This window comes from Stenotrophomonas sp. WHRI 8082 (assembly GCF_040223995.2).
Taxonomy (GTDB): Bacteria; Pseudomonadota; Gammaproteobacteria; order Xanthomonadales; family Xanthomonadaceae; genus Stenotrophomonas.
The window spans coordinates 1,872,405-1,891,239 of record NZ_CP167826.1; the positions used below are offsets into that span (position 1 = coordinate 1,872,405).

Sequence of the window (18,835 nt, forward strand, 5' to 3'; positions counted from 1 at the left end):
CGCGATGTCCGTGCTGCTGGACCGCCAAGGCTGGCTGTTCTCGATCAAGACCTTCCTGGCGTCGATCACGGCGCTGTACATCGGGCTGGCTGGCAACCTTTCGCGGCCGTACTGGGCGATGGCCACGGTGTACATCGTCAGCCAGCCGCTGCTGGGGCCCACGCGGGCCAAAGGCTTGTACCGGATACTGGGTACGCTGCTGGCCGGCGTGGCCACGCTGATCATGCTGCCCCATCTGGTGGAAACCCCGCTGCTGCTCAGTGCGGCGATGTCGCTGTGGCTGGCCGGCTGCCTGTTCCTGGCGCTGTTGAACCGCGGCCCGCGGGGCTACGCCTTCCTGCTGGCCGGCTACACCACCGCCTTCATCGGCTTTCCTGCGGTCACCTCGCCGGAGATGATCTTCGACACCGTGGTGGCGCGCAGCGAAGAGATCATCCTCGGCACGGTCGTGGCGCTGTTGTTCGCTGCACTGGTGTTCCCGGCCTCGGTGCGGCCGATGCTGAGTGGCCGCATCAGTCGCTGGATGGACGACGCGGCGCAATGGTGTCAGCAGATCCTGGAAGGTGGCCGCGCGCACGCACCACGCAACCGGCTTGCCGCTGACCTGGTGCAGTTCGAGGCGCTGATCGAGTTCCTGCGCCGCGATGATCCACGCCATGCCGGCGCGGCCGTGTCGATGGCCCGCCTGCGCGAACGCATGCTGCTGTTGCTGCCCGTGCTGTCTTCGATTGCAGATCGGCTGGACGCGCTGCGTGGTCACGACAAGGCGCTGCCTGAGGATCTGCAGTCCGTGGTGGACGACACCCGCGAATGGCTGGTGGCTGACGAAGCCACCGCTGCCGCTGGCCTGTACACGTCGCTGCGGGCACGCATCAGCGCATTGAAACCGCAGGTGGACGCTGACGTGCAGCGCCTGCAGCTGGCCACCCTGTTGCTGCGCCTGGAGGAGCTGGTGGACCTGTGGCAGGACTGCCGCATGCTGCACCAGGCCATCGAGCACGGCACGGCGCCGCGCGAAACGCCGCGTTACCGCATCCGCGCGCGCGCGGTGACCGACGCCCGCCACGTGGATTACGGCATGGCGCTGTTTTCCGCGCTCAGTGCCGGTATCGCGCTGATGAGCTACTGCATGCTGTGGATCGGGCTCGGTTGGGAAGGCGGTGGCAATGGCGCGATGATGGCCGCCGTGGCCGCGGCGTTCTTCGCCGCACAGGACGATCCCGCACCGAGCATGATGTCTTTTCTGATATGGGCGGTCGTGGCGAGCATCGTGGCCGGCATCTACCAGTTCGGCATCTTTCCGGCGGTTCACGATTTCGGCCTGCTGGTGCTGCTGCTGGCCGTGGTGTTCCTGCCGCTGGGCCTGCTGCTGCACAACCCGAAGACGATGCTGTTCGCCCTGCCGTTGACGGTGAACCTGGTGGCCCTGCTCAGCGTGCAGAACACGTACAGCGGCAACATCCAGGGCTTCGTGAACTCGGCCGTGGCCATGTTCATCGGCATCGGGTTCGCGGTGGTGATGACCCGGTTGTTCCGCTCGGTGGGCGCCGAGTGGAGCGCGCGGCGCTTGGTACGCCAGGGCTGGGGCACGCTGGCCGAAGCCGCCGAAGGACGTGGCCAGCAGGACCGCGAACGCTTCGCTGCGCGCATGCTGGACCTGCTGGGCTTGCTGGCACCCCGGCTGGCCGCCACGCCGGAGGGCAGCGACATCGCCTCGGTGGACATGCTGACCGAGGCCCGCGTGGGGCTGAACATCCTGCAGCTGCGGCGCGCCCGGCTGGACCTGCCCGAGCGCAGCCGGGAGGCGGTGGAGCACATCCTGGCCGACATCGCGACGCACTACCGCCGCCAGGTTGCCGCCCGTCGGCCGGTACCGGGCGAGGCTGCGCTGCGCGAGCGGCTGGACGCCTCGCTGGCGCGGGTGGGCAGCGTGGCGGCCGGCAAGGCCCGCGATGAAGCCCTGATGGGGCTGGTCGGCCTGCGCTTCGCGCTGTTCCCCGCAGACCTGCCGGCGCGCGAAGGCAGCGCCGCGCTTCCTGCTTCGTAACCCGCCGGTCCTTTTCCGACGGTAGTCATCCCCCCGCAAGCACGGTCGCGCTACCCTGCGCGTCCGCGCTTGCTGCGCAACGTCAACAGGAAGATCCGATGAGCTACGACATGATGGTGTTCGACCCCGCCGTGGCACCGCGCGAAGCGGCTGCCTTCATCGCTTGGTACGAGAAGCAGACCGACTGGAACGAAGATCATGACCACGATGATCCGAAGGTCACCACCCCGGCACTGCAGGCCTGGTTTGCCGAAATGGCCGAGCATTTCCCGCCGATGAGCGGCCCGCTGTCCGACGATGAGGACGACCGCGATGAAGTCACCGATTACAGCATCGCCGCGAACGTGATCTATGGCTCCTTCGACGACGCCGTCGCCGAGCGCGCGCATGAAATGTTCCAGGTGCTGGCACACCAGCACGGCCTGGGCTTCTTCGATGCGAGCAGTGATGAAGCGGCGATCGTGTACCCGGACGGCACGGTGCTGGTGCTGGAGTAAGCGGGTGGAGCACCGTGGTTTGACCGCTTTGGTTTGACTGCTTTGGTAGAGCCGACTTCAGTCGGCTGCGGAGGACGTCAGCCGACTGAAGTCGGCTCTACCAGGGCGGTGGCTCTACCAGGGTGGGTTGGACCGACGCTGCTGTCCGGCATCAGCCGAACAGCGAGGCCTGCACCGGTTCGGCGCCCAGGCGCCACGCCAGCCCGGACATCCGGCTGGCGTGGCGGTGCAGGGCTTTTTCCAGCACATCGGCCGGACCGGCCAGGTGCAACCGCTGCCGCGCGCGCGTCAGCCCGGTGTAGACCAGTTCCCGCGACAGTACGCGTGCATCGTGCCGCGGAAGCTGCAGCCACACTTCGTCGAATTCCGAGCCCTGCGCCTTGTGCACGGTCATTGCGAACGCACTTTCATGGGCAGGCAATGCGGCCGGGTGGAATGCACGCGGCTGGGCCAGGTCATCGCCTGCAAACCAGGCCACGATCGCGCCCGTTGCGTCGCGCAGGCAGATGCCGATATCACCGTTGAACAGACGATGGCGGTAGCTGTTTTCAGTCACCAGCAGCAATCTGCCGTGGAAGTAGCCTGCATTGGCACCGGCCAGCAGCGTTTCAATGCGATGGTTCAGGCCGCGCGCGCCCTGCGGGCCCTCGCGCAGTGCCGTCAGCACGCGCAGGCGGCTCGCCTGCGCCAGTGCCTGCGCGGGATCTGCCGTCTCGCCCAAGGCCTGCCAGTGCCCGAGCAGATGCTCGCGCTGCACCGACAACGGGTCCAGCACATCTTCGTGGAAGCCGACGCCTGCCAGTGACTGATCCCGCAACAAGCGCAGCGCGCCGTCGCTGTCACCGCGACGCACCGCGGTAGCCAACGGCGCAAGGTCCAGGGTGGCTGTCTGCCGGTAGCCCCGCTGCAGCTGCACCCGGCGGCCGGCGAAGGCGCTGGGTGGCGCCTCGGGCAGCAACGATGCCGGTGCCAGCAGCGGCTTCAGCGCGCGTGCGTCATCGGCACGCGTGCCCTGCCCGTCGCCGCTGGCACGCAGGATGGCGCTGAGCACATCGCCAGCCTCCACCGACGGAAGCTGGTCCGGGTCACCCAGCAGGATCAGCCGCGTGCCCTCGCTGATCGCCTCCACCAGCTTGGCCATCAGCGGCAGGTCGATCATGGAGGCCTCGTCCACCACCACCACATCGAATGGCAGGGGATTGTCCGCATGGTGGCGGAACCGCGGCGAATCCGGAATCACCCCCAGCAGGCGGTGCAGCGTGGTTCCACTGCTGGGCAGGCCCTCGCACAGCACAGCCTCGATGCCCTCGCCCTGCAACCGCTGCATCGCCAGCCGCAGGCTTTCCGCCATGCGCTCGGCGGCGCGCCCGGTCGGGGCCGCCAATGCCATCCGGGGGACGGCGCGGCCTGCCTGGGCCGCCTGCGCGATCAGCAGCAACAGCAGGCGGGCGATGGTGGTGGTCTTGCCCGTGCCTGGGCCACCGGTCACCAGAGCGAGGGGGTGACGCAGCGTCACCGCCGCCGCGCGTGCCTGCTGGTCCGCGCGTTCTGCAGCGTGTGGAAACAACTGCGCGAACAACGGCGCGAGCGGTTCCACGCGTGCGTCAGGCAGTGAGAAACGCCCTATCCGTTGCAGCCCCTCGGCCAGCGTGCGTTCGTATTCGCGGTAGCGGCGCAGATACAGCAACCCGTTTTCCAGCACCAGCGGTGCGTCATCACTGACCGCATCCGCCGTGGCCGGCGTGGCCACCCAAGGCGAGGCGCGCAGCTGGTCCGCCCAGTCCGCCGCCAGGGGCCAGGTGAAATCGCCTTCCACCAACCGCTGTGGCTGCGCCGGATCGAAACCGGCGTGGCCCTGCGATACCGCCAGTGAGGCCAGCGCAGCGGCCACCAGCACCGCCTGCGGAGTATCCGCACGCAGACGCCCCAGGCTGAGCGCCAGGGCATGGTCCAAGGTGCGCAGCTGGCCACTCTGCTTCAATGCGGTCAGCAGGTTCATGCGACGCCTCCCAGCACGCGGGACACCAGCGCGGCCTGGGCGGTTTCGCCCCCGGCAAACAGCGCATCCAGCGCATCGACCAGTGCCACGTCGAAGCGCGCCGCGTGTACACCGTGGCCCGGCACCTCCAGGCCGCGACAGAACAGGTAGCGGATACCGCCCATGTCGCGCGCGTAGTCATACTGGTTGCCCAGCCGGAAACGCAGCCAGCGATGCAGCGCAACGGTATAGATCAGCGCCTGCAGATCGTATTCGCTGTGCTGCATGGCCACCTGCAGCAACGCCGGTGCGTAGCCGGGAAGGCGGTTCGATTTGTAGTCGAGCACGTACCAGCGGCCGTCGCGGACGTAGGTCAGATCGATCTTGCCGGTCATCAACCCTTCCAGCTGGCGACGCAGGCCGAAGCCGCGGCGGGCCGGCACGATGCCGAAGCGATGCAGCACCTGCAGCAGGGCGGGCACGGCTGTCGGCTGCATGGCGAAGTGGAACTCGATTTCGGCGCGGCGCTCCTCGGATGGCAGGCTGTACAGGGCACCGCCTTCCGGCAATTCCACGGTGAGCGTGTGGCCGACCAGCGGGGTCAGCACGGCGATGCCCTCGTCCAGGTCCGTATCGGCGTAGCCCTCTTCGCGCAGCGCCTTACGCAGCACCGCGTCCTGTCCTTCCGGTGCAGGTTCGCCAGGCTGCCAGAGGCCCCACGCCGCAAAGTCGGTGTTCTCCAGCGCATCGTGCAGCACGTTGCCGAAGCGGCTGCCCATGAAGCGGGGATCCACCGGCACCGCGTCGGGCTCTGCACCGGCAGGCAGCGCCGGCTCCAGCGGCAGTTCCGGACCCGCCGGTTCGTCGGCGGCCGGTGCGGGTACTTCGGTTGCTGCCGCGTCCACATCGTGGCCTGCATCGGCGTTGGCCAGCTGGGTGAAGCTGTAGACCCACCAGTCATGCGGCACGCGACGGTCGATGCGGCGAACCGGTGGCAACGCCCCTTCGCTTTCCAGCGCAAGCTGCGGCGGGCGCAACGGCGGGCCGCTGTCATCGACCACGATATCCGGGTCTGCCGCCAACGCCGCCGCGTCGGCCAGCATGGGCGCCAGGCGGGTCTTCGACAGGCCGGCCAGGTCGCCCACGGCAATCCACAGGGCGTGCTCTGCACGGGTCAGGCCGACATACAGCAGTCGCGCATCTTCGGCTCGCTGCTCCTGGTCACGCAGTGCCGTTGCGTTGTCCCACGCCGCGTCCTTATCCAGCTTCCAGTGCAGTTCCCGGCGATCGTCAGCGTGCACGGTGCAATGGCTGGCCGTGTTCGGCGCCCCGCCCTCGATGCCGACGAAGGGCAGGTAGACCAAGGGATATTCCAGACCCTTGCTCTTGTGCAGGGTGATGATCTGGACACGACGCGCGTCCGACTCCAGTCGCAGCAACTGCTGCTCATCGTTCTGGTCGGCGTGCGCCATCTGCCCCTGCAGCCAGTCCAGCAGTCCATGCATGCCCAACGCCTGCGCGGACGCTTCCTGCAGGAGTTCGCCCAGCTGCAGGTAATTGGTCAGTCGTCGCTCGCCGTCGATCAGCGCCAGCAAGCGCTCGGCCTGGCCAGCACACGCATCGGCGATGACCGCGAACGGCCCGCCACGGGTCCAGCGCTCGCGCCACTGCAGCAGCTGCGACTGGAAGCCGCGCTGCACATCGCCCTCGCGTTCCATGCTGGCGATGGCGGCCGCATCCTGTCCCAGCAGCACGGTGGCCAGCGCCGCACGCAGGCGCCCTTCATCGGCCGGCTGCAGCAGGGCCATCAGCAGCGCGCGCAGGTCCTGCGCCTCGGCGCTGGCGAACAGACTCTGCTTGCCCGCCGCCACGGCGGGGATGCCCACGGCCGCCAGGCCCGTCTGCACCAAGGTGGCTTCGCGGTGCGAGCGCACCAGCACGGCGATGTCGCCGGGCGCCACGGGTCGATCGCGCAACACGGCAAGGCCGCTGCGCGCCTCCAGCAACACGCGGTGGATGTCAGCGACGCAGGCCCGGCACGCCATCTCGCGCGACGGCTCCGCGTTGAAAGGCTTGCCTCCTTCGTTGCGCAGCACGCGCAGCGTGAGCCCGGGGGCAGGGACTCCGTTGCGCAGGTAGTCGTCGTCGCGGCGTACGCCACCGGCCGCTACCGGCTCGAACTGGATGGCCGGGTCCAGGAACGCATCAGCGCCGGCGCTGGCGTACAACGTCTGCAGCGCGCGCAGCACGGCCGGGCGGGACCGGAAGTTGCGGTCCAGCGCCGGCGCGACCTGCGCCTCGCGCCGGGCGTTCAGATAAGTGTGGATATCACCGCCACGGAAGCCGTAGATCGCCTGCTTCGGATCGCCGATCAGGAACAGCGCAGGTGGCAGGTCATCATCGCGGTTTTCCGCAGAGTCGCCGAACACGCTGTCGAAAATGCTCCATTGGCGATCATCGGTATCCTGGAACTCGTCCACCAGCGCAATGCGGTACTGCGCACGCAGGTGGCGCACCAGGGTGCGACGGTGCGGCCCGTCCAGTGCATCGGCGACCCCCTCGATGAGGTCGTCGTAGGTCTGCACCCGCCGCACCTGTTTCAGAGTGGCCAGGCGCTGCCGTGCCTCTTCGCGTACGGCGTGCAGGAAGTTGATGGCCTGCAGGCGCAGCCACGCCTGTCGTGCATCGCGCGCATGCAGGTAGTCCTGCAGCGGCGCCTGCAACGGCGACACCGGTGCGCGGCCGGCGAATTTGGAATTCGTCTTGGCCGCCAATGCCTCGGGCAGGAAAGCCGGCAGCCGCTCGCTGTCCAGCTGCGCGGTTTCATCCCCGCGCAGCGCCCAGTCGCGCAGTGCGCTGCAGACCGGCTGCACCCAGGTCAGCTTGTACGAGGTGCCGTTCAACCACTTGGCATCCACGGCATCGCACAGGGCCTGGAAGAAGGCATCACCGTGCTCGCGCACGGCCTGCGCCAGCGCGCGGGTGGCCTGCTGCAACGCGTCGATCGGATCCGATCCGATCGGGCCCGGCGCAGGCAGCAGGGGCAACGACTTCAACAACGCGGGAAGATCCGACGCCAGCGCATCGGGGCTCTTCCACAGCCATGTCAGTGGATCGATCGCGGCCGGATCGCTGGCATGCACGCGCCACAGGTCCGCCGCCAGTTCTTCCAGCAGACTCCGCTCGCTGGCCAGCAGTTCGGGCGGGTCGAAGGTGTGCCCGCTTTCCAGCGCATGTTCGCGCAGTACGCGGGTGCAGAAGCCGTGGATGGTGAAGATCGACGCCAGGTCGATTTCATCGGCCGCTACCTGCAACCGCCGCTGCAGGGCGCTGGCACGTTCCTGGCCGCCCTGCAGATGGCGTTGCAGCACGAAGCGGGTCAACGCCACATCCGGCGATTCGCCCTCCTGCGGCGCGCTGTCCACCAGCTGCGCCGCCAGGGCCAGACGCTCGCGGATGCGCTTGCGCAGCTCCTGCGTTGCCGCATCGGTGAAGGTCACGGCGAGGATCTGGCCGATGCGCAGACCCTGCTCCACCACCAGACGGGTGAACAGCGTCGCCAGGGTGAACGTCTTGCCGGTACCCGCGCTGGCCTCGATCAGCTGCACGCCCTGCAGCGGCAGGGCCAGGTACGGGTCTTCGTGCAAGGGCGTGGCGATGTGGCTCATACCGTGTCGTCCTGCGGGAAATCGGCCAGCGCACGGCCTTCGCGCACCGCCGTGAATATCAACCGGCTGATGTGCAGCAGCTCGGCATAGTGGGTGTCGTCGACGAACGGGTCCTGTCCGCGCAACGTCAGCTGCAGGGCTTCACTGCGTGACTCGCCCCAGCTGCGGTCCGATCCGTGCCAGCGCTTGGCGCCTTCAGCGCGCTGCTTCTCCGCGCTGGCGGTGTGGATGGCCCAGCCGGTGTACGGGCCGAAACGCAGCGGTTCGCGCAGGCCGCGCTGGCGCAGCCGGAGCAGCGCACGCAGCGCGTCGCTGGCCTGCGCCACGGAGAGCGCCGGCTGCACATGCGGCCCGATGCCCGCTTCCCCGTCATCGTGGAACTGCACCAGCGGCAGCGCGTCGCCGGCCGCATTGGCGAGCAACCAGTCCAGGCCGTGGCGGATGGCGGCCGGTCCGTTGAGGCTGCCGGTACGCAAGCGCACCAGCCCATCCGGATGGCGGTCCCGCACACGGCCGTGCAGGCGCACACCATCGATCTGCACGTCGTAGCGGCGGCTCTGCAACGGCTCGGCGCGCAACCACGCACGCAGGGCATCGGCATAGGGTCTTGTCTGTGCCTGCAAGGCATCGAAGCCGCGCTCGCCCAGCGCCCCGGACGGCAGCAGCGCACGTGCGCGCAGCCGCGGATACAGCGGTGCGTCGTCCTCGGTCAACGTCGCCTGCACGACGGCCAGTTGCACGCTGCGGGCGGCGGGGCTGCGGTCATCCAGCACCAGGGGTTCGATGTCGTCGGTCTCTTCCACGTCACCGGGCAGGCGCAGGCCCAGTGACAGCGCCAGGAACTGGCCTGCCGGATCAATCAGAAAGCGGCGCAGTTCGTCCAGCGACAGGGTGTCTTCGGAGCGGTCCGTGGCGCCCGCCAGGACCGGCAGCGCCGTCGTGCACCACGGTGGCAACGCGGCGCGCGCACCGCCCACGCTCCCTGCGGCGGGATGCCATTGCCGCCGGTAGCTGAAACGGCGTGGATCGCCGCCACCGAAGGCCGCCGGTGAGAACGGCTGCAGCGCATGCCGCACCACGAAGCCTTTGCCGGCGTCCACGGGGTCGACGTGGTACTTCATCGCCGCATCGATCAACTCGCTGACCAGCACGGACGGTTCGCGTGCGGTGCCATCGCGCGGATCAGCGCCCAGGTAACTCAGGTAGAACGCATCCTGTGCGGCGGCGAACAGCTGCAGGAACAGGAAGCGATCGTCTTCGCGCAGTGAGCGATCGCCCGGGCGACGGCGCGGCGAGTCCAGCTCTGCGGTCAGCTGATTGAGGCCGGCGGCAGGGTCCCGGCGCGGGAAGTCGCCATCGTTCAGGCCCAGGATGCAGATCACCCGGAACGGCAGCAGGCGCATCGGCACCATCCGGCCGAAACTGATGCCACCGGTGAGCAGCGGTGCACGCGTATCGGCCTCGGCCAGCGCCGCGGCGAAGTGGGAACGGATCACCTCTGCCGGCACCGCCGCATCAGATCCGGCCTTCGACGCGTCCTCGGCGAACTGGTTGATCAGTCGGCGCAACCGCTCCAGCGCGCGCTGGCTGTTGGGCGAGGAAGGCGGCGTCGGCAGCACCGCATCCAGCAGGCCCAACAGGCGCTGTCGCCACTGGTCAGGCGGCAGACGCTCACCCAGCCGTTGCTGGTACACCGCCAGCACGCGCAGCAGTCGGATCAGCCGATCCAGCGCATCCAGCGCGCTGCCTTCCAGTTCCGGCCACGGCGCGACGCCGGCGATGTCGCCTTCGCTGCCACTGGCGTGCCCCAACAACAGGCGGTCCAATGCGAACTGCCAGGTAAAGGCATCGTCGGCCGGTGCCTGGTGCTGGCGCCGGTGATCGGCGTTCAGGCCCCAGCGCACGCCGGCCAGCTGCAGCCAATCGTGCAATCGATCAAAGGCTGCCGCGTCCAGACCGGCCGCTTCCGCCAACGGCGCACTGGCCAGCAGGTCCAGCACTTCGTTCAAGCCGAAGCGCGCAACGGGCAGGCCGAGCAGGTGCACGAACACATCAGCCAGCGGTTCACCGGCCAGTGGACTGGTGTCGGCCAGCGCATAGGGAATGTGGTCATCACCGCCGCTGCGGCCGCCGAACACCGCTTCCAGATAGGGCACGTAGGGATCGATGTCCGGCGCCAGCACCGCGATGTCGCGCGCCTGCAGGGGCGGATCGAATCGCGGATCCTGCAGCAGCCCGCGCAGCTGGTCATGCAGCACCTGCAGTTCGCGCAGGCGGGTGTGGCAGGCATGCACCTGCAGGCTGGGGTCATCCAGCCGCAGCGTGGGGCGGAGGGCACCAGAGGGCAGTCCGCGGCGATGGAACAGGTCGCGCTGCAGGCGGTGCAGCAGGCTGTCGGACAATCCACCGTCGTCCAGGGTGGGGCCGGCATCCTCTTCGGGATCGACATACGCGGCGATCTCGCCGGCGGGGTGCACGACTTCGTAGCTGCCGAGTACCGCCATGAAGTCGCGCCCGGCTGCACCCCAGGCTTCCAGCAGACGGTTCTCACCTGCGGATTCGCCGAACGGATCCGGTGCCCCGCTGCGCAGCTTTTCCGCCAGCGTCTGCAGGTCTCCCCAATAGGCCTGCACCGGCGTAGGCAGGTAGAAGTGCAGTTCGCCGACGCGTGCCTGGGTGGCCATCACCCGCAGCACATCAGGGGAGATGTTCAGGGTGGCAAACGCCGAAAGGCGCGGCGGAAGGCCCTGTGGCAACGGTTTTCCGGCGCCTTCGAACTGATCCAGGTAGGCCTGGATGCGGCGCGCGCGGTAGCCTCGCCCCTCGGCGATGGCCCGCCACAGGATCGCCTGCGGATCCTGCGGATCGGCGCCGGCCTCCCAGCGCAGCAGCCAGTCACGGCGCCATGCCTGGTATTTCTCGAACACGCTGGCCAGCTCGCCGGCCAGCGCCCACGGTTTCAGTGGATCGCCGCCGGACAGGTACGCCTGCAGCGCGCGCATCGGTGGCCGGGCGATCAGGCCTGCATCGCCCAGCGCGGCGTACAAACGCCAGCGCAAGGCGGCTGCGTCCAGATCGTCGGTCTCACCGGGCACATTGGCATTCAGCGCACGCGCGACGAATTCGCCGGGGGTGAGGAACTCCAGGTTGGCTGCCACGCCATATTCGGCGGCCAACGTGGATTGCAGCCAGCGCCGCATCGCCACCTGCGGAATCAGCACCACTTCCGGTGCCAGCAGGGGCTGGCCGGGCATCGGCGCGCGGACGTGCCGGGCCAGGAGCGCGGCGAGCACATCGAGGGAATTGGAATGGTAGAGGCGGAAATCGCCGGCAGGGTCGCTCATCGCAGACAGTGTGCCGCAGCGCGGCGATAAATGAATGCCGGGGGGTGTGTAGCGCGCGGCTGACGCGTTCGCCACCGTGCAAGGCAGGCAACCGATTGTTCCGGTGCCCTTCCCGACTGTCCCACCCTACTGCCGCCCCAGCTCCGGCAGCGCGTGCGACAATACTGGACGGTCCAGTACGCTTATGTTCAGGCGCAGCTGCTGATTCTTCAACGTTGGAAAATCGTTAACGGTGCCCATGCAGGCTTCAGCCACCCCCTTGGTGCAGTTGTCCAACGTCCGCATTGATCGCGGCGGTCGGACGATCCTGCGCGACGTTTCGCTGCAGGTGCCACGGGGCAGCATCACCGCCGTGCTGGGGCCGTCCGGCAGTGGCAAGTCCACGCTTCTGGCTGCACTCACCGGCGAACTGCGTCCGGTGCAGGGTGAAGTCACCCTGTTCGGCAAGCCGATCCCTACCGGCAACCGCGACCTGTTGGAGATGCGCAAAAGTGTCGGCGTGCTGCTGCAGGGCAATGGGTTGCTGACCGATCTCAGCGTTGCCGAGAACGTGGCGCTGCCCCTGCGCACCCATACCAAGCTGCCGGTGCCGGTGCGCGAACGCCTGGTGCAGATGAAGCTGCACGCGGTGGGCCTGCTGGCTGCCGGAGACACCTGGCCGCGCGAGCTGTCAGGTGGCATGGCGCGACGGGTGGCCCTTGCGCGTGCGCTGGCCTTGGACCCGCCGCTGATGATCTACGACGAGCCGCTGACCGGGCTGGACCCGATTGCCTCCGGGGTGATCATGAGCCTGATCCAGCGCCTCAACCACAGCCTGGGGCTGACCAGCATCATCGTCAGCCACCACGTGCACGAGACCCTGCCGATCTGCGACCAGGTGATCGCCATCGCCAACGGGGGCGTGGTGTTCCAGGGCAGCCCGGCCGCGCTGGAGTCCAGCCAGGATCCGCTGCTGCAGCAATTCCTGCATGGTCGTCCGGATGGGCCGATCCCCTTTGACGCCGCGCCCCGCACGAGGACTGCCTGATGCCCTTTGTTGCCGGAACCCGCGCGCTGGGACGCGCCGGCCTGTTTTCGCTCACCGTGCTGCGCGGATCGCTTCCGACGGCGGACTTCCTGGCCGAGCTGACCCGTGAAATCTACAAGATCGGTGCGCGTTCGCTGCCGATCATCGCCGTTGGTGGTGCATTCGTTGGTCTTGTGCTGACCCTGCAGGGCTATCGCACGTTGACCACCTTCGGCGCCGCCGATGCGCTGTCCACGCTCTTGGGCCTGTCGCTGTACCGTGAGCTGGCTCCGGTGCTGACCGCGCTGCTGTTCATCGGCCGCGCCGGCAGCTCGATCGCTGCCGAACTGGGCCTGATGCGGGCCACCGACCAGATCAAGGCGCTGGAACTGATGGCCATCGATCCGATCGCCAAGGCCGTAGCACCGCGCTTCTGGGCGGCGGTGCTGACAGTGCCTCTGCTGACCGGGGTGTTCTGCTCGCTGGCCATTTCAGCCAGTTACTTCGAAGCGGTCCACCTGCTTGGGCTGGATAACGGTGTGTTCTGGTCGGCGCTGCGCAACAGCGTGGACTTCTGGAACGACTTCGGCGTGGCAATGCTGAAGTCCGCCATCTTCGGTGGCACCGCCGCCCTGGTCGCCTCGTACGTCGGCTTCCATGCGGAACCGACCATCGAAGGCACCTCGGTGGCCACCACGCGCGCGGTGGTGAACGCGTCGCTGCTGGTGCTCATGTTCAACTTCGTGCTGTCGGCGATGCTGTTCCAGTAACGATGGATTCCTGGTTCCTGCGCTTTGCAGCGCGGGGATGATCTGAAACTCCCGCTTCGGCATCGGCCGGGGCACCTGTCAAAAATGGTGAAACGAACATGGCCATCCGCGGTCCCAGACTGGAATTTTCCGTCGGCGCCTTCCTGTTGCTGGCATTGGCTTCGCTGATGGTGCTGGCCGTCGCTTCAACCAACCAGCGCTGGGGGCTCGGCGGTGGCGGCTATGAGCTCAAGGCCCGTTTCTCGCAGATCGGCCAGCTGCGCAAGCAGGCGCCGGTGAAGATCGGCGGGGTCAACGTCGGTCAGGTCGCCGCCATCGACCTGGACCCGGTGAAGTTCGACTCCATCGTCACCATCAAGATGGACGGCAAGTTCAAGGACCTGCCGGCCGATACCTCCGCCGGCATCTTCACCAGCGGACTGCTCGGCGAGAGTTATATCGGTCTGCAGCCGGGCGGTGATCCGGACGTGCTGAAGGCCGGCGATGAAATCGTGTTCACCCAGCCCGCTGTAGACCTGATCCAGCTGGTCGGCAAGTACATGTTCGGGGGTGGCGGCGCCGGTGGCGACGCAGCCCAGTCCACTGAATCCCATGACGGCGCTGCCGCGCCCGCAACGGAACCGCAACCATGAAAATCAAACTTCTTCCGCTCCTGCTGGCCTCCAGCCTGTTCGCCGCCGCCCCGCTGCTGGCGTCTGCCCAGACGGCTCCCGCCGCGGCGCCGGCTGCCCAGGGCCAGGCCGGCAAAACCGTCATCGATGCCAGCACGCGCATCATGACCACGCTGCAGCAGCGCAAGGCCGAGTTCAGCAAGGACCCGGCCGCCCTGCGCAACTTCATCAACAGCGAGCTCAACCGCACCTTTGACCGTGACTACGCCGCACGGCTGGTGCTGGGCGCGCATTCGCGCGGTGCCTCCGACGCCGACATCAAGCTGTTCGCCGATGCCATGGCCGACAACCTGATGCAGCGCTACGGTTCTGCGCTGCTGAACATCCAGGGCAAGCCGACCTTCCGCCTGAAGGGTGAGACCCCGCTGCCGGGCGATCGCGGCGTGCGCGTGGCCACCGAACTGGTGCGCTCGGGCGACCAGCCGACCCCGGTGGAATACCTGATGCGCAACAGCGGCGGCCAGTGGAAGATCTTCGACGTCAACATCGAAGGCATCTCCTACGTGCAGACCTTCCGCAACCAGTTCGATGCCCCGCTGCGCCAGAAGGGCATCAAGCAGGTGGCCACTGATCTGCGCAGCGGCGCCATGCAGGCGGCACCGGGCAGCAATGGCAAGTAATCCTGCCCCCACGCAGCAGGCCCAGGTCCGCCTGGACCAGGGCACGCTGCGGGTGACCGGCGCACTGGACCGCAGCGCGGTGATCGCGCTGTGGCCGCAGCTGCAGGGCATGGTCAAGGGCGCACAAGCGCTCGACCTGACCGATGTGCCGCGCGTGGACAGTGCCGGCGTTGCACTGCTGGCCGAACTGGCTGCCCGGGTACGCACCGAGGGTCGCGTGTTGGCCATCCAGGGCACACCCGCGGGCCTGACCGAACTGGAGGCCGCCTACCGGCTGTCTGCAGACCTTGATTTCACTGCCCCTACTGCCGCGAGCTGACATGAACGTCGTACGCATTCTCCCCCTCTTCGTGTTGGCCGCCGCGCTCAGTGCCTGCGCCGCCAAGCCCGCCCGTGATGCCGCACCCGTTGCGGATACCGTAGTGCCCGCCGATGCGCCGGTCAGCGATACGTCGGCGTCGACGGATGTCGATACCGCCGCCGTCGCCACGGGCCCGGCCGTTGATGCCTCTGCGGCGTCGGCAGTGGCTGCTGCACCGCCTGCGTCGGCTCCCGTGGATGCCGACGGTGATGGCGTCCCGGAGCCGGCCGAAGACGATTTCACCGCCCTGTATGGCAGCGATGGTGTCAGCGGCGGCTCGTCTGCGGTCTACGATCCGTGGGAACCCTTCAACCGCCGCGTGCATCGTTTCAACGTGGTGGTGGACAACGCCGTGGCGCGTCCGCTGGCAACGGCGTACACCAACGTCGTGCCGCGCTTCGCACGCACCGGCGTCAGCAACTTCTTCAGCAACATCCGTTCGCCGGTGACCATCGTCAACCAGGTCCTGCAGGGTCGCCCGGATGATGCATGGGACACCTTGGGCCGCTTCCTGATGAACAGCACGCTGGGTGTCGGCGGTCTGTTCGATCCGGCCAGCAAGGCGATGATCGCCAACCGCAAGGAAGATTTCGGCCAGACGCTCGGCGCGTGGGGCTGGCGCCCGTCGCGCTACGTCGAGCTGCCGTTCTTCGGACCGCGTACGGTGCGTGATGTGTTCGGCCTGGCCGGTGACATCCCGCTCTCGCCGATCCGCCAGATCGAAGAAGACAAGGTGCGCATCGGCCTGCAGGGCCTGCAGCTGGTGGACGCCCGTTCGCAGCTGCTGGCGGCCGATGACATCCGCTCCAGCGCCGTGGACGAATACGCCCTGGTGCGCGATGCCTGGCTGCAGCGCCGTACGTATCAGATCGAGAATGACCTGCGCGGCAAGCATGCACGTGGCAAGGACGATCTGGATTCGGCCATCCCGGTGGATGCGATGCCGATGCCCCAGTGGGGCAACTGATCACCGCTGCTGGATGAAAAAAAAACCCCGCTTCGGCGGGGTTTTTTCATGCTCGCCGCGGTGGCAGCGCCGACCCATGGTTGGCGGGATCGGTCAGGCGGCGAGTGCGGTGTCCACGGCGTCGCGGAGGCGCGCGTCGTCGGCCGCTACGTCCGGGGCGAAGCGGGCGATGACCTTGCCGTCGCGGCCGATCAGGAACTTCTCGAAGTTCCACAGGATGCCCGGTGCCGGCTGGGCGAGGTCCTTCGCGGCCAGGCGCTCGCGCATCGGTCCTTCGCCGATGGTCTTCGGCTGGGCGGCGATCAGCTGCTGGTACAACGGATGCACGTCGTCACCGGCGACGCTGATCTTGGCGAACATCGGGAAGCTGACATCGTAGGTGAGCTTGCAGAACTGCTGGATGTCCGCTTCGCTGTCAGGCTCTTGGCCGAGGAAGTTGTTGGCCGGGAAACCCAGCACCTCCAGCCCCTTTGCCTGCTTTTCCAGATACAGCGTCTGCAGGCCTTCGTACTGCGGGGTAAGGCCGCACTTGGAGGCGACATTGACCACCAGCAGGACCTTGCCCTGATAGTCCGCCAGCGATGCGGGCTGGCCTTCGATGGTGTTGATGGAGATCTGTTGGATGGGTGCGGTCATGACGGGATCCTGTCTGGAACGGGAAAGGAAAAATCGGGAATGCAGCGCGCGCTCAGTCGACGCAGATCGTGCCTTGGGCCACGCCACCGTCGATGCGCTGGCGGCAGCCGAAGTTCTCGCTGGCGTCGCGCTGGCAGACACCGGATGCCGGTGCGCCGGCAACGACTTCACCGATCGCCAGGCACTGGCCACTGCAGTCGGACTTGGTGGTGCAGGTCTTGCCGGCATCGGCATTGGGCACCACGCACTGCACCCGCTGCAGGCGCCCCAGGGGACGCAGCTCGCCGCCCTTCGCGGTGCAGGCATCTACTTCCGGCATGGACGCTGCCGTATCCAACGGTGCGCGGCTGCCGCCGAAGGCGCAGCCGGCAAGGGTGAGGGTCAACAGCAGGCTGGTCAGCAGAGGCAAGCGCATCGGTAGCATCCATGAGGTGTGCAGGTAGACCAACGAGGATACCCAAGCGGTATGTCTATTCTTCGTCAGGTCCCGCCAGCTGCTGAACCACTTCGGGTTGCAGTTCAGGCGGCAGCGCCTTCTTCGCTTTGCTGCCCAGCTCGGCCAGGCGACGCGCGCGGCTGATCGCCGAATTGCGCGAATCCTGCAGGCGGTTGCGTGCGTTGGAGAACGCCGTCGTGGCGTCTTCCAGCTTCTTGCCGACGTTGTTGAAGTCGGCCAGGAAAGCGACCAGTGCATCCAGCACCAGTCCGCCGGCATCGCTGATCTGCAGCGCCTGCTTCTGCACCTTGTCGCGCGTCCACAGACGTTCTGCCACGCGCAGCAGCGCCATCAACGTGTTCGGCGAAGCAAACACGACCTTGTTGTCGAAGGCGTAGGTCTGCAGCGAGGGGTCGATGGACAGTGCTGCCGACAGGGCGCCTTCGATCGGCACGAACGCGATGGTCACATCCAGCGTCTGTTCTTCGCCCATGGCCTTGGGGTAGTTGCGCACGCCGAGATCGCGCACATGCGCGCGCAACGCCGTGGCATGGCGCAGCAGCGCTTCGTTGCCGGCATCGGGCGTATCGGCGTTCATGGCTTCCTGCCATGCCACCAGATTGACCTTGCTGTCGACCACGATGCTGCGCTGGTCCGGGAAGTTCACCACCACGTCCGGACGCAGGCGTTCGCCTTCGTCGTCCACCACGTGCTGCTGGCGCTTGTAGTGCACGCCCTCTTCCAGCCCGGAACTGCGCAGCACCGTTTCCAGCATCAGCTCGCCCCAGTCACCACGCACCTTCGCATTGCCTTTCAGGGCATTGGTGAGGGCGGCAGCCTGCGAGGCCATGTCCTGGTTGAGGGTCTTCAGTTCACCCACGGCACCGAGCAGGCTGGCACGTTCGCGAGCCTCTTCGGCGTACAGCACGTCGACGCGGCCGCGGAACTCCTGCAGCCGCTCGGTGAAGGGCTTGAGCATGTTTTCGATGTCGAGCCGCGACTGCCCGGTCGCTTGGCGGACGTTCTTCTCGAACTGCTGGCCACGCTCCTCGAACACCTTGCCGGCCAGTTCAGCGAAGGCGCCGCTGAGCTTTTCCTTCGCCGTATCCAGATAGATGCGCAGCTCGGCGCTGGCCTGCTGCTGGTGCTGCAGGTTGGCCTGCAGGCGGGTGTGGTCACCGTGCAGCTGCTGGTAGGTTTCGCGCTGCGCGTGCAGTTGCTGCTGCAGGTCGACCAGTTGTTCCTGCATCTGCTGCAGGGCGTTGCCTCGTTCCACCAGGCGGGTGTCACGCTCGCTGGCCAGGGCGGCATCGCGTTCGATGCGGCCCTGCGCGGCGCTGAGTGCCTGTTGGGCATCCTGCGCGCGGCGGCGTTCGCCTTCGATGTCGTCCTGCAGGGCCTGCAGACGTCCGCGCAGCTGGCCGGCGTCGACCTGGGCGGCGAGGCTGCGCTCGCGTTCTTCGCTCAGCGTGTGGCGCAGCGCGTCGAGTTCGTGGGTGTCGGTGCTGCCACTGGAGCGGCGCAGCACCACCACCAGCAGCACGAGGATGATGGCGAGCAGCAGCACGGCCAGGAGTACAAGGGTCTGGGTTTCCATCCGCCTAGTTTAGGCGGGTGCTGTCTCATGCGCTGCGTCGGGGTGGTCGAACGGGCTGGGCCCCCTCGCGGCTGACAGCGTGCGAGCTGCACCCGCGCGTGGGTCGGGCGGGTGGGCCAGGCGGGGCACGCGCAAGTACGTCCATGTAGCTCTTGGCGGCTCCTGCGGCTCAAGGCCCCGCATACCCCACCCGCTGACGGCTTCCGTGTGCTGTCTGCCGCGTTGAAAAAAGAAGGA

The 18,835-nt window shown here is 67.6% G+C and carries 14 protein-coding genes; 8 read left to right on the top strand and 6 right to left on the bottom strand.

Features of this window, described 5'->3' with window-relative positions; all coding sequences use genetic code 11:
- Nucleotides 1-4: 4 nt before the first annotated feature.
- The gene (locus ABRP17_RS08270) at nt 5-2,047 is read left to right on the top strand and encodes an FUSC family protein (RefSeq protein WP_349986296.1); all 2,043 of its coding nucleotides are present in this window, start codon (nt 5-7) and stop codon (nt 2,045-2,047) included.
- 98 nt (nt 2,048-2,145) lie between these two features.
- Nucleotides 2,146-2,544 (top strand): hypothetical protein, encoded by a 399-nt coding sequence (locus ABRP17_RS08275; protein WP_349986295.1) that lies wholly within the window; start codon nt 2,146-2,148, stop codon nt 2,542-2,544.
- Between the two features lie 151 nt (nt 2,545-2,695).
- Here ABRP17_RS08275 and recD read toward each other — a convergent pair whose 3' ends face one another.
- From recD to recC, 3 genes are read right to left on the bottom strand one after another with little or no spacing between them, the layout of a single operon-like run.
- Nucleotides 2,696-4,543, bottom strand: coding sequence for an exodeoxyribonuclease V subunit alpha (gene recD, locus ABRP17_RS08280; RefSeq protein ID WP_349986294.1), 1,848 nt, complete (start codon nt 4,541-4,543; stop codon nt 2,696-2,698).
- The gene (locus ABRP17_RS08285) at nt 4,540-8,190 is read right to left on the bottom strand and encodes an exodeoxyribonuclease V subunit beta (RefSeq protein WP_349986292.1); all 3,651 of its coding nucleotides are present in this window, start codon (nt 8,188-8,190) and stop codon (nt 4,540-4,542) included. The genes recD and ABRP17_RS08285 overlap by 4 nt, the downstream gene beginning before the upstream one ends.
- Nucleotides 8,187-11,534, bottom strand: a complete 3,348-nt coding sequence (gene recC / locus ABRP17_RS08290; RefSeq protein ID WP_349986291.1) for an exodeoxyribonuclease V subunit gamma — start codon at nt 11,532-11,534, stop codon at nt 8,187-8,189. Before recC ends, ABRP17_RS08285 begins: the two co-directional genes overlap by 4 nt.
- Before the next feature lie 238 nt (nt 11,535-11,772).
- Here recC and ABRP17_RS08295 point away from each other — a divergent pair, with 238 nt between their 5' ends.
- The 6 genes from ABRP17_RS08295 to ABRP17_RS08320 all read left to right on the top strand — a co-directional run bounded on the left by ABRP17_RS08295 (nt 11,773) and on the right by ABRP17_RS08320 (nt 15,929).
- The gene (locus ABRP17_RS08295; protein ID WP_188325521.1) at nt 11,773-12,561 is read left to right on the top strand and encodes an ABC transporter ATP-binding protein; all 789 of its coding nucleotides are present in this window, start codon (nt 11,773-11,775) and stop codon (nt 12,559-12,561) included.
- Nucleotides 12,561-13,310 (top strand): MlaE family lipid ABC transporter permease subunit, encoded by a 750-nt coding sequence (locus ABRP17_RS08300; protein WP_188325522.1) that lies wholly within the window; start codon nt 12,561-12,563, stop codon nt 13,308-13,310. Before ABRP17_RS08295 ends, ABRP17_RS08300 begins: the two co-directional genes overlap by 1 nt.
- A gap of 98 nt (nt 13,311-13,408) precedes the next feature.
- On the top strand, nt 13,409-13,942 hold the full coding sequence (gene mlaD, locus ABRP17_RS08305) for an outer membrane lipid asymmetry maintenance protein MlaD (RefSeq protein ID WP_188325523.1): 534 nt from the start codon (nt 13,409-13,411) through the stop codon (nt 13,940-13,942).
- The gene (locus ABRP17_RS08310) at nt 13,939-14,601 is read left to right on the top strand and encodes an ABC transporter substrate-binding protein (RefSeq protein WP_349986290.1); all 663 of its coding nucleotides are present in this window, start codon (nt 13,939-13,941) and stop codon (nt 14,599-14,601) included. Before mlaD ends, ABRP17_RS08310 begins: the two co-directional genes overlap by 4 nt.
- Entirely contained in the window at nt 14,591-14,920 is a 330-nt protein-coding gene (locus tag ABRP17_RS08315) for a lipid asymmetry maintenance protein MlaB (RefSeq protein ID WP_188325525.1), read from the top strand. The genes ABRP17_RS08310 and ABRP17_RS08315 overlap by 11 nt, the downstream gene beginning before the upstream one ends.
- Nucleotide 14,921: 1 nt before the next feature.
- Nucleotides 14,922-15,929 (top strand): VacJ family lipoprotein, encoded by a 1,008-nt coding sequence (locus tag ABRP17_RS08320; protein ID WP_349986288.1) that lies wholly within the window; start codon nt 14,922-14,924, stop codon nt 15,927-15,929.
- 93 nt (nt 15,930-16,022) lie between these two features.
- On the opposite strand, the gene ABRP17_RS08325 is transcribed toward ABRP17_RS08320, so the two are convergent.
- Genes ABRP17_RS08325 through rmuC form a run of 3 tightly spaced genes read right to left on the bottom strand, consistent with a single transcriptional unit; the run spans nt 16,023 to nt 18,598 of the window.
- Nucleotides 16,023-16,565: a glutathione peroxidase gene (locus tag ABRP17_RS08325; protein WP_349986286.1), complete on the bottom strand. Its 543-nt coding sequence runs from the start codon at nt 16,563-16,565 to the stop codon at nt 16,023-16,025.
- A gap of 52 nt (nt 16,566-16,617) precedes the next feature.
- On the bottom strand, nt 16,618-16,980 hold the full coding sequence (locus ABRP17_RS08330) for a hypothetical protein (RefSeq protein WP_188325528.1): 363 nt from the start codon (nt 16,978-16,980) through the stop codon (nt 16,618-16,620).
- Between the two features lie 55 nt (nt 16,981-17,035).
- A complete protein-coding gene (gene rmuC / locus ABRP17_RS08335) occupies nt 17,036-18,598 on the bottom strand; it encodes a DNA recombination protein RmuC (RefSeq protein ID WP_349986285.1) in 1,563 nt (520 codons plus the stop codon).
- Nucleotides 18,599-18,835 lie beyond the last annotated feature (237 nt).

What these genes read in the sequence shown, in the direction of transcription:
- rmuC (WP_349986285.1), bottom strand. Translation starts at nt 18,598, where the DNA reads ATGGAAACCCAGACCCTTGTACTCCTGGCCGTGCTGCTGCTCGCCATC.
- recD (WP_349986294.1), bottom strand. Translation starts at nt 4,543, where the DNA reads ATGAACCTGCTGACCGCATTGAAGCAGAGTGGCCAGCTGCGCACCTTG.
- ABRP17_RS08320 (WP_349986288.1), top strand. Translation starts at nt 14,922, where the DNA reads ATGAACGTCGTACGCATTCTCCCCCTCTTCGTGTTGGCCGCCGCGCTC.
- mlaD (WP_188325523.1), top strand. Translation starts at nt 13,409, where the DNA reads ATGGCCATCCGCGGTCCCAGACTGGAATTTTCCGTCGGCGCCTTCCTG.
- ABRP17_RS08330 (WP_188325528.1), bottom strand. Translation starts at nt 16,980, where the DNA reads ATGCGCTTGCCTCTGCTGACCAGCCTGCTGTTGACCCTCACCCTTGCC.
- ABRP17_RS08315 (WP_188325525.1), top strand. Translation starts at nt 14,591, where the DNA reads ATGGCAAGTAATCCTGCCCCCACGCAGCAGGCCCAGGTCCGCCTGGAC.
- ABRP17_RS08275 (WP_349986295.1), top strand. Translation starts at nt 2,146, where the DNA reads ATGAGCTACGACATGATGGTGTTCGACCCCGCCGTGGCACCGCGCGAA.
- ABRP17_RS08325 (WP_349986286.1), bottom strand. Translation starts at nt 16,565, where the DNA reads ATGACCGCACCCATCCAACAGATCTCCATCAACACCATCGAAGGCCAG.
- ABRP17_RS08295 (WP_188325521.1), top strand. Translation starts at nt 11,773, where the DNA reads ATGCAGGCTTCAGCCACCCCCTTGGTGCAGTTGTCCAACGTCCGCATT.
- ABRP17_RS08300 (WP_188325522.1), top strand. Translation starts at nt 12,561, where the DNA reads ATGCCCTTTGTTGCCGGAACCCGCGCGCTGGGACGCGCCGGCCTGTTT.
- ABRP17_RS08310 (WP_349986290.1), top strand. Translation starts at nt 13,939, where the DNA reads ATGAAAATCAAACTTCTTCCGCTCCTGCTGGCCTCCAGCCTGTTCGCC.
- recC (WP_349986291.1), bottom strand. Translation starts at nt 11,534, where the DNA reads ATGAGCGACCCTGCCGGCGATTTCCGCCTCTACCATTCCAATTCCCTC.
- ABRP17_RS08270 (WP_349986296.1), top strand. Translation starts at nt 5, where the DNA reads ATGTCCGTGCTGCTGGACCGCCAAGGCTGGCTGTTCTCGATCAAGACC.
- ABRP17_RS08285 (WP_349986292.1), bottom strand. Translation starts at nt 8,190, where the DNA reads ATGAGCCACATCGCCACGCCCTTGCACGAAGACCCGTACCTGGCCCTG.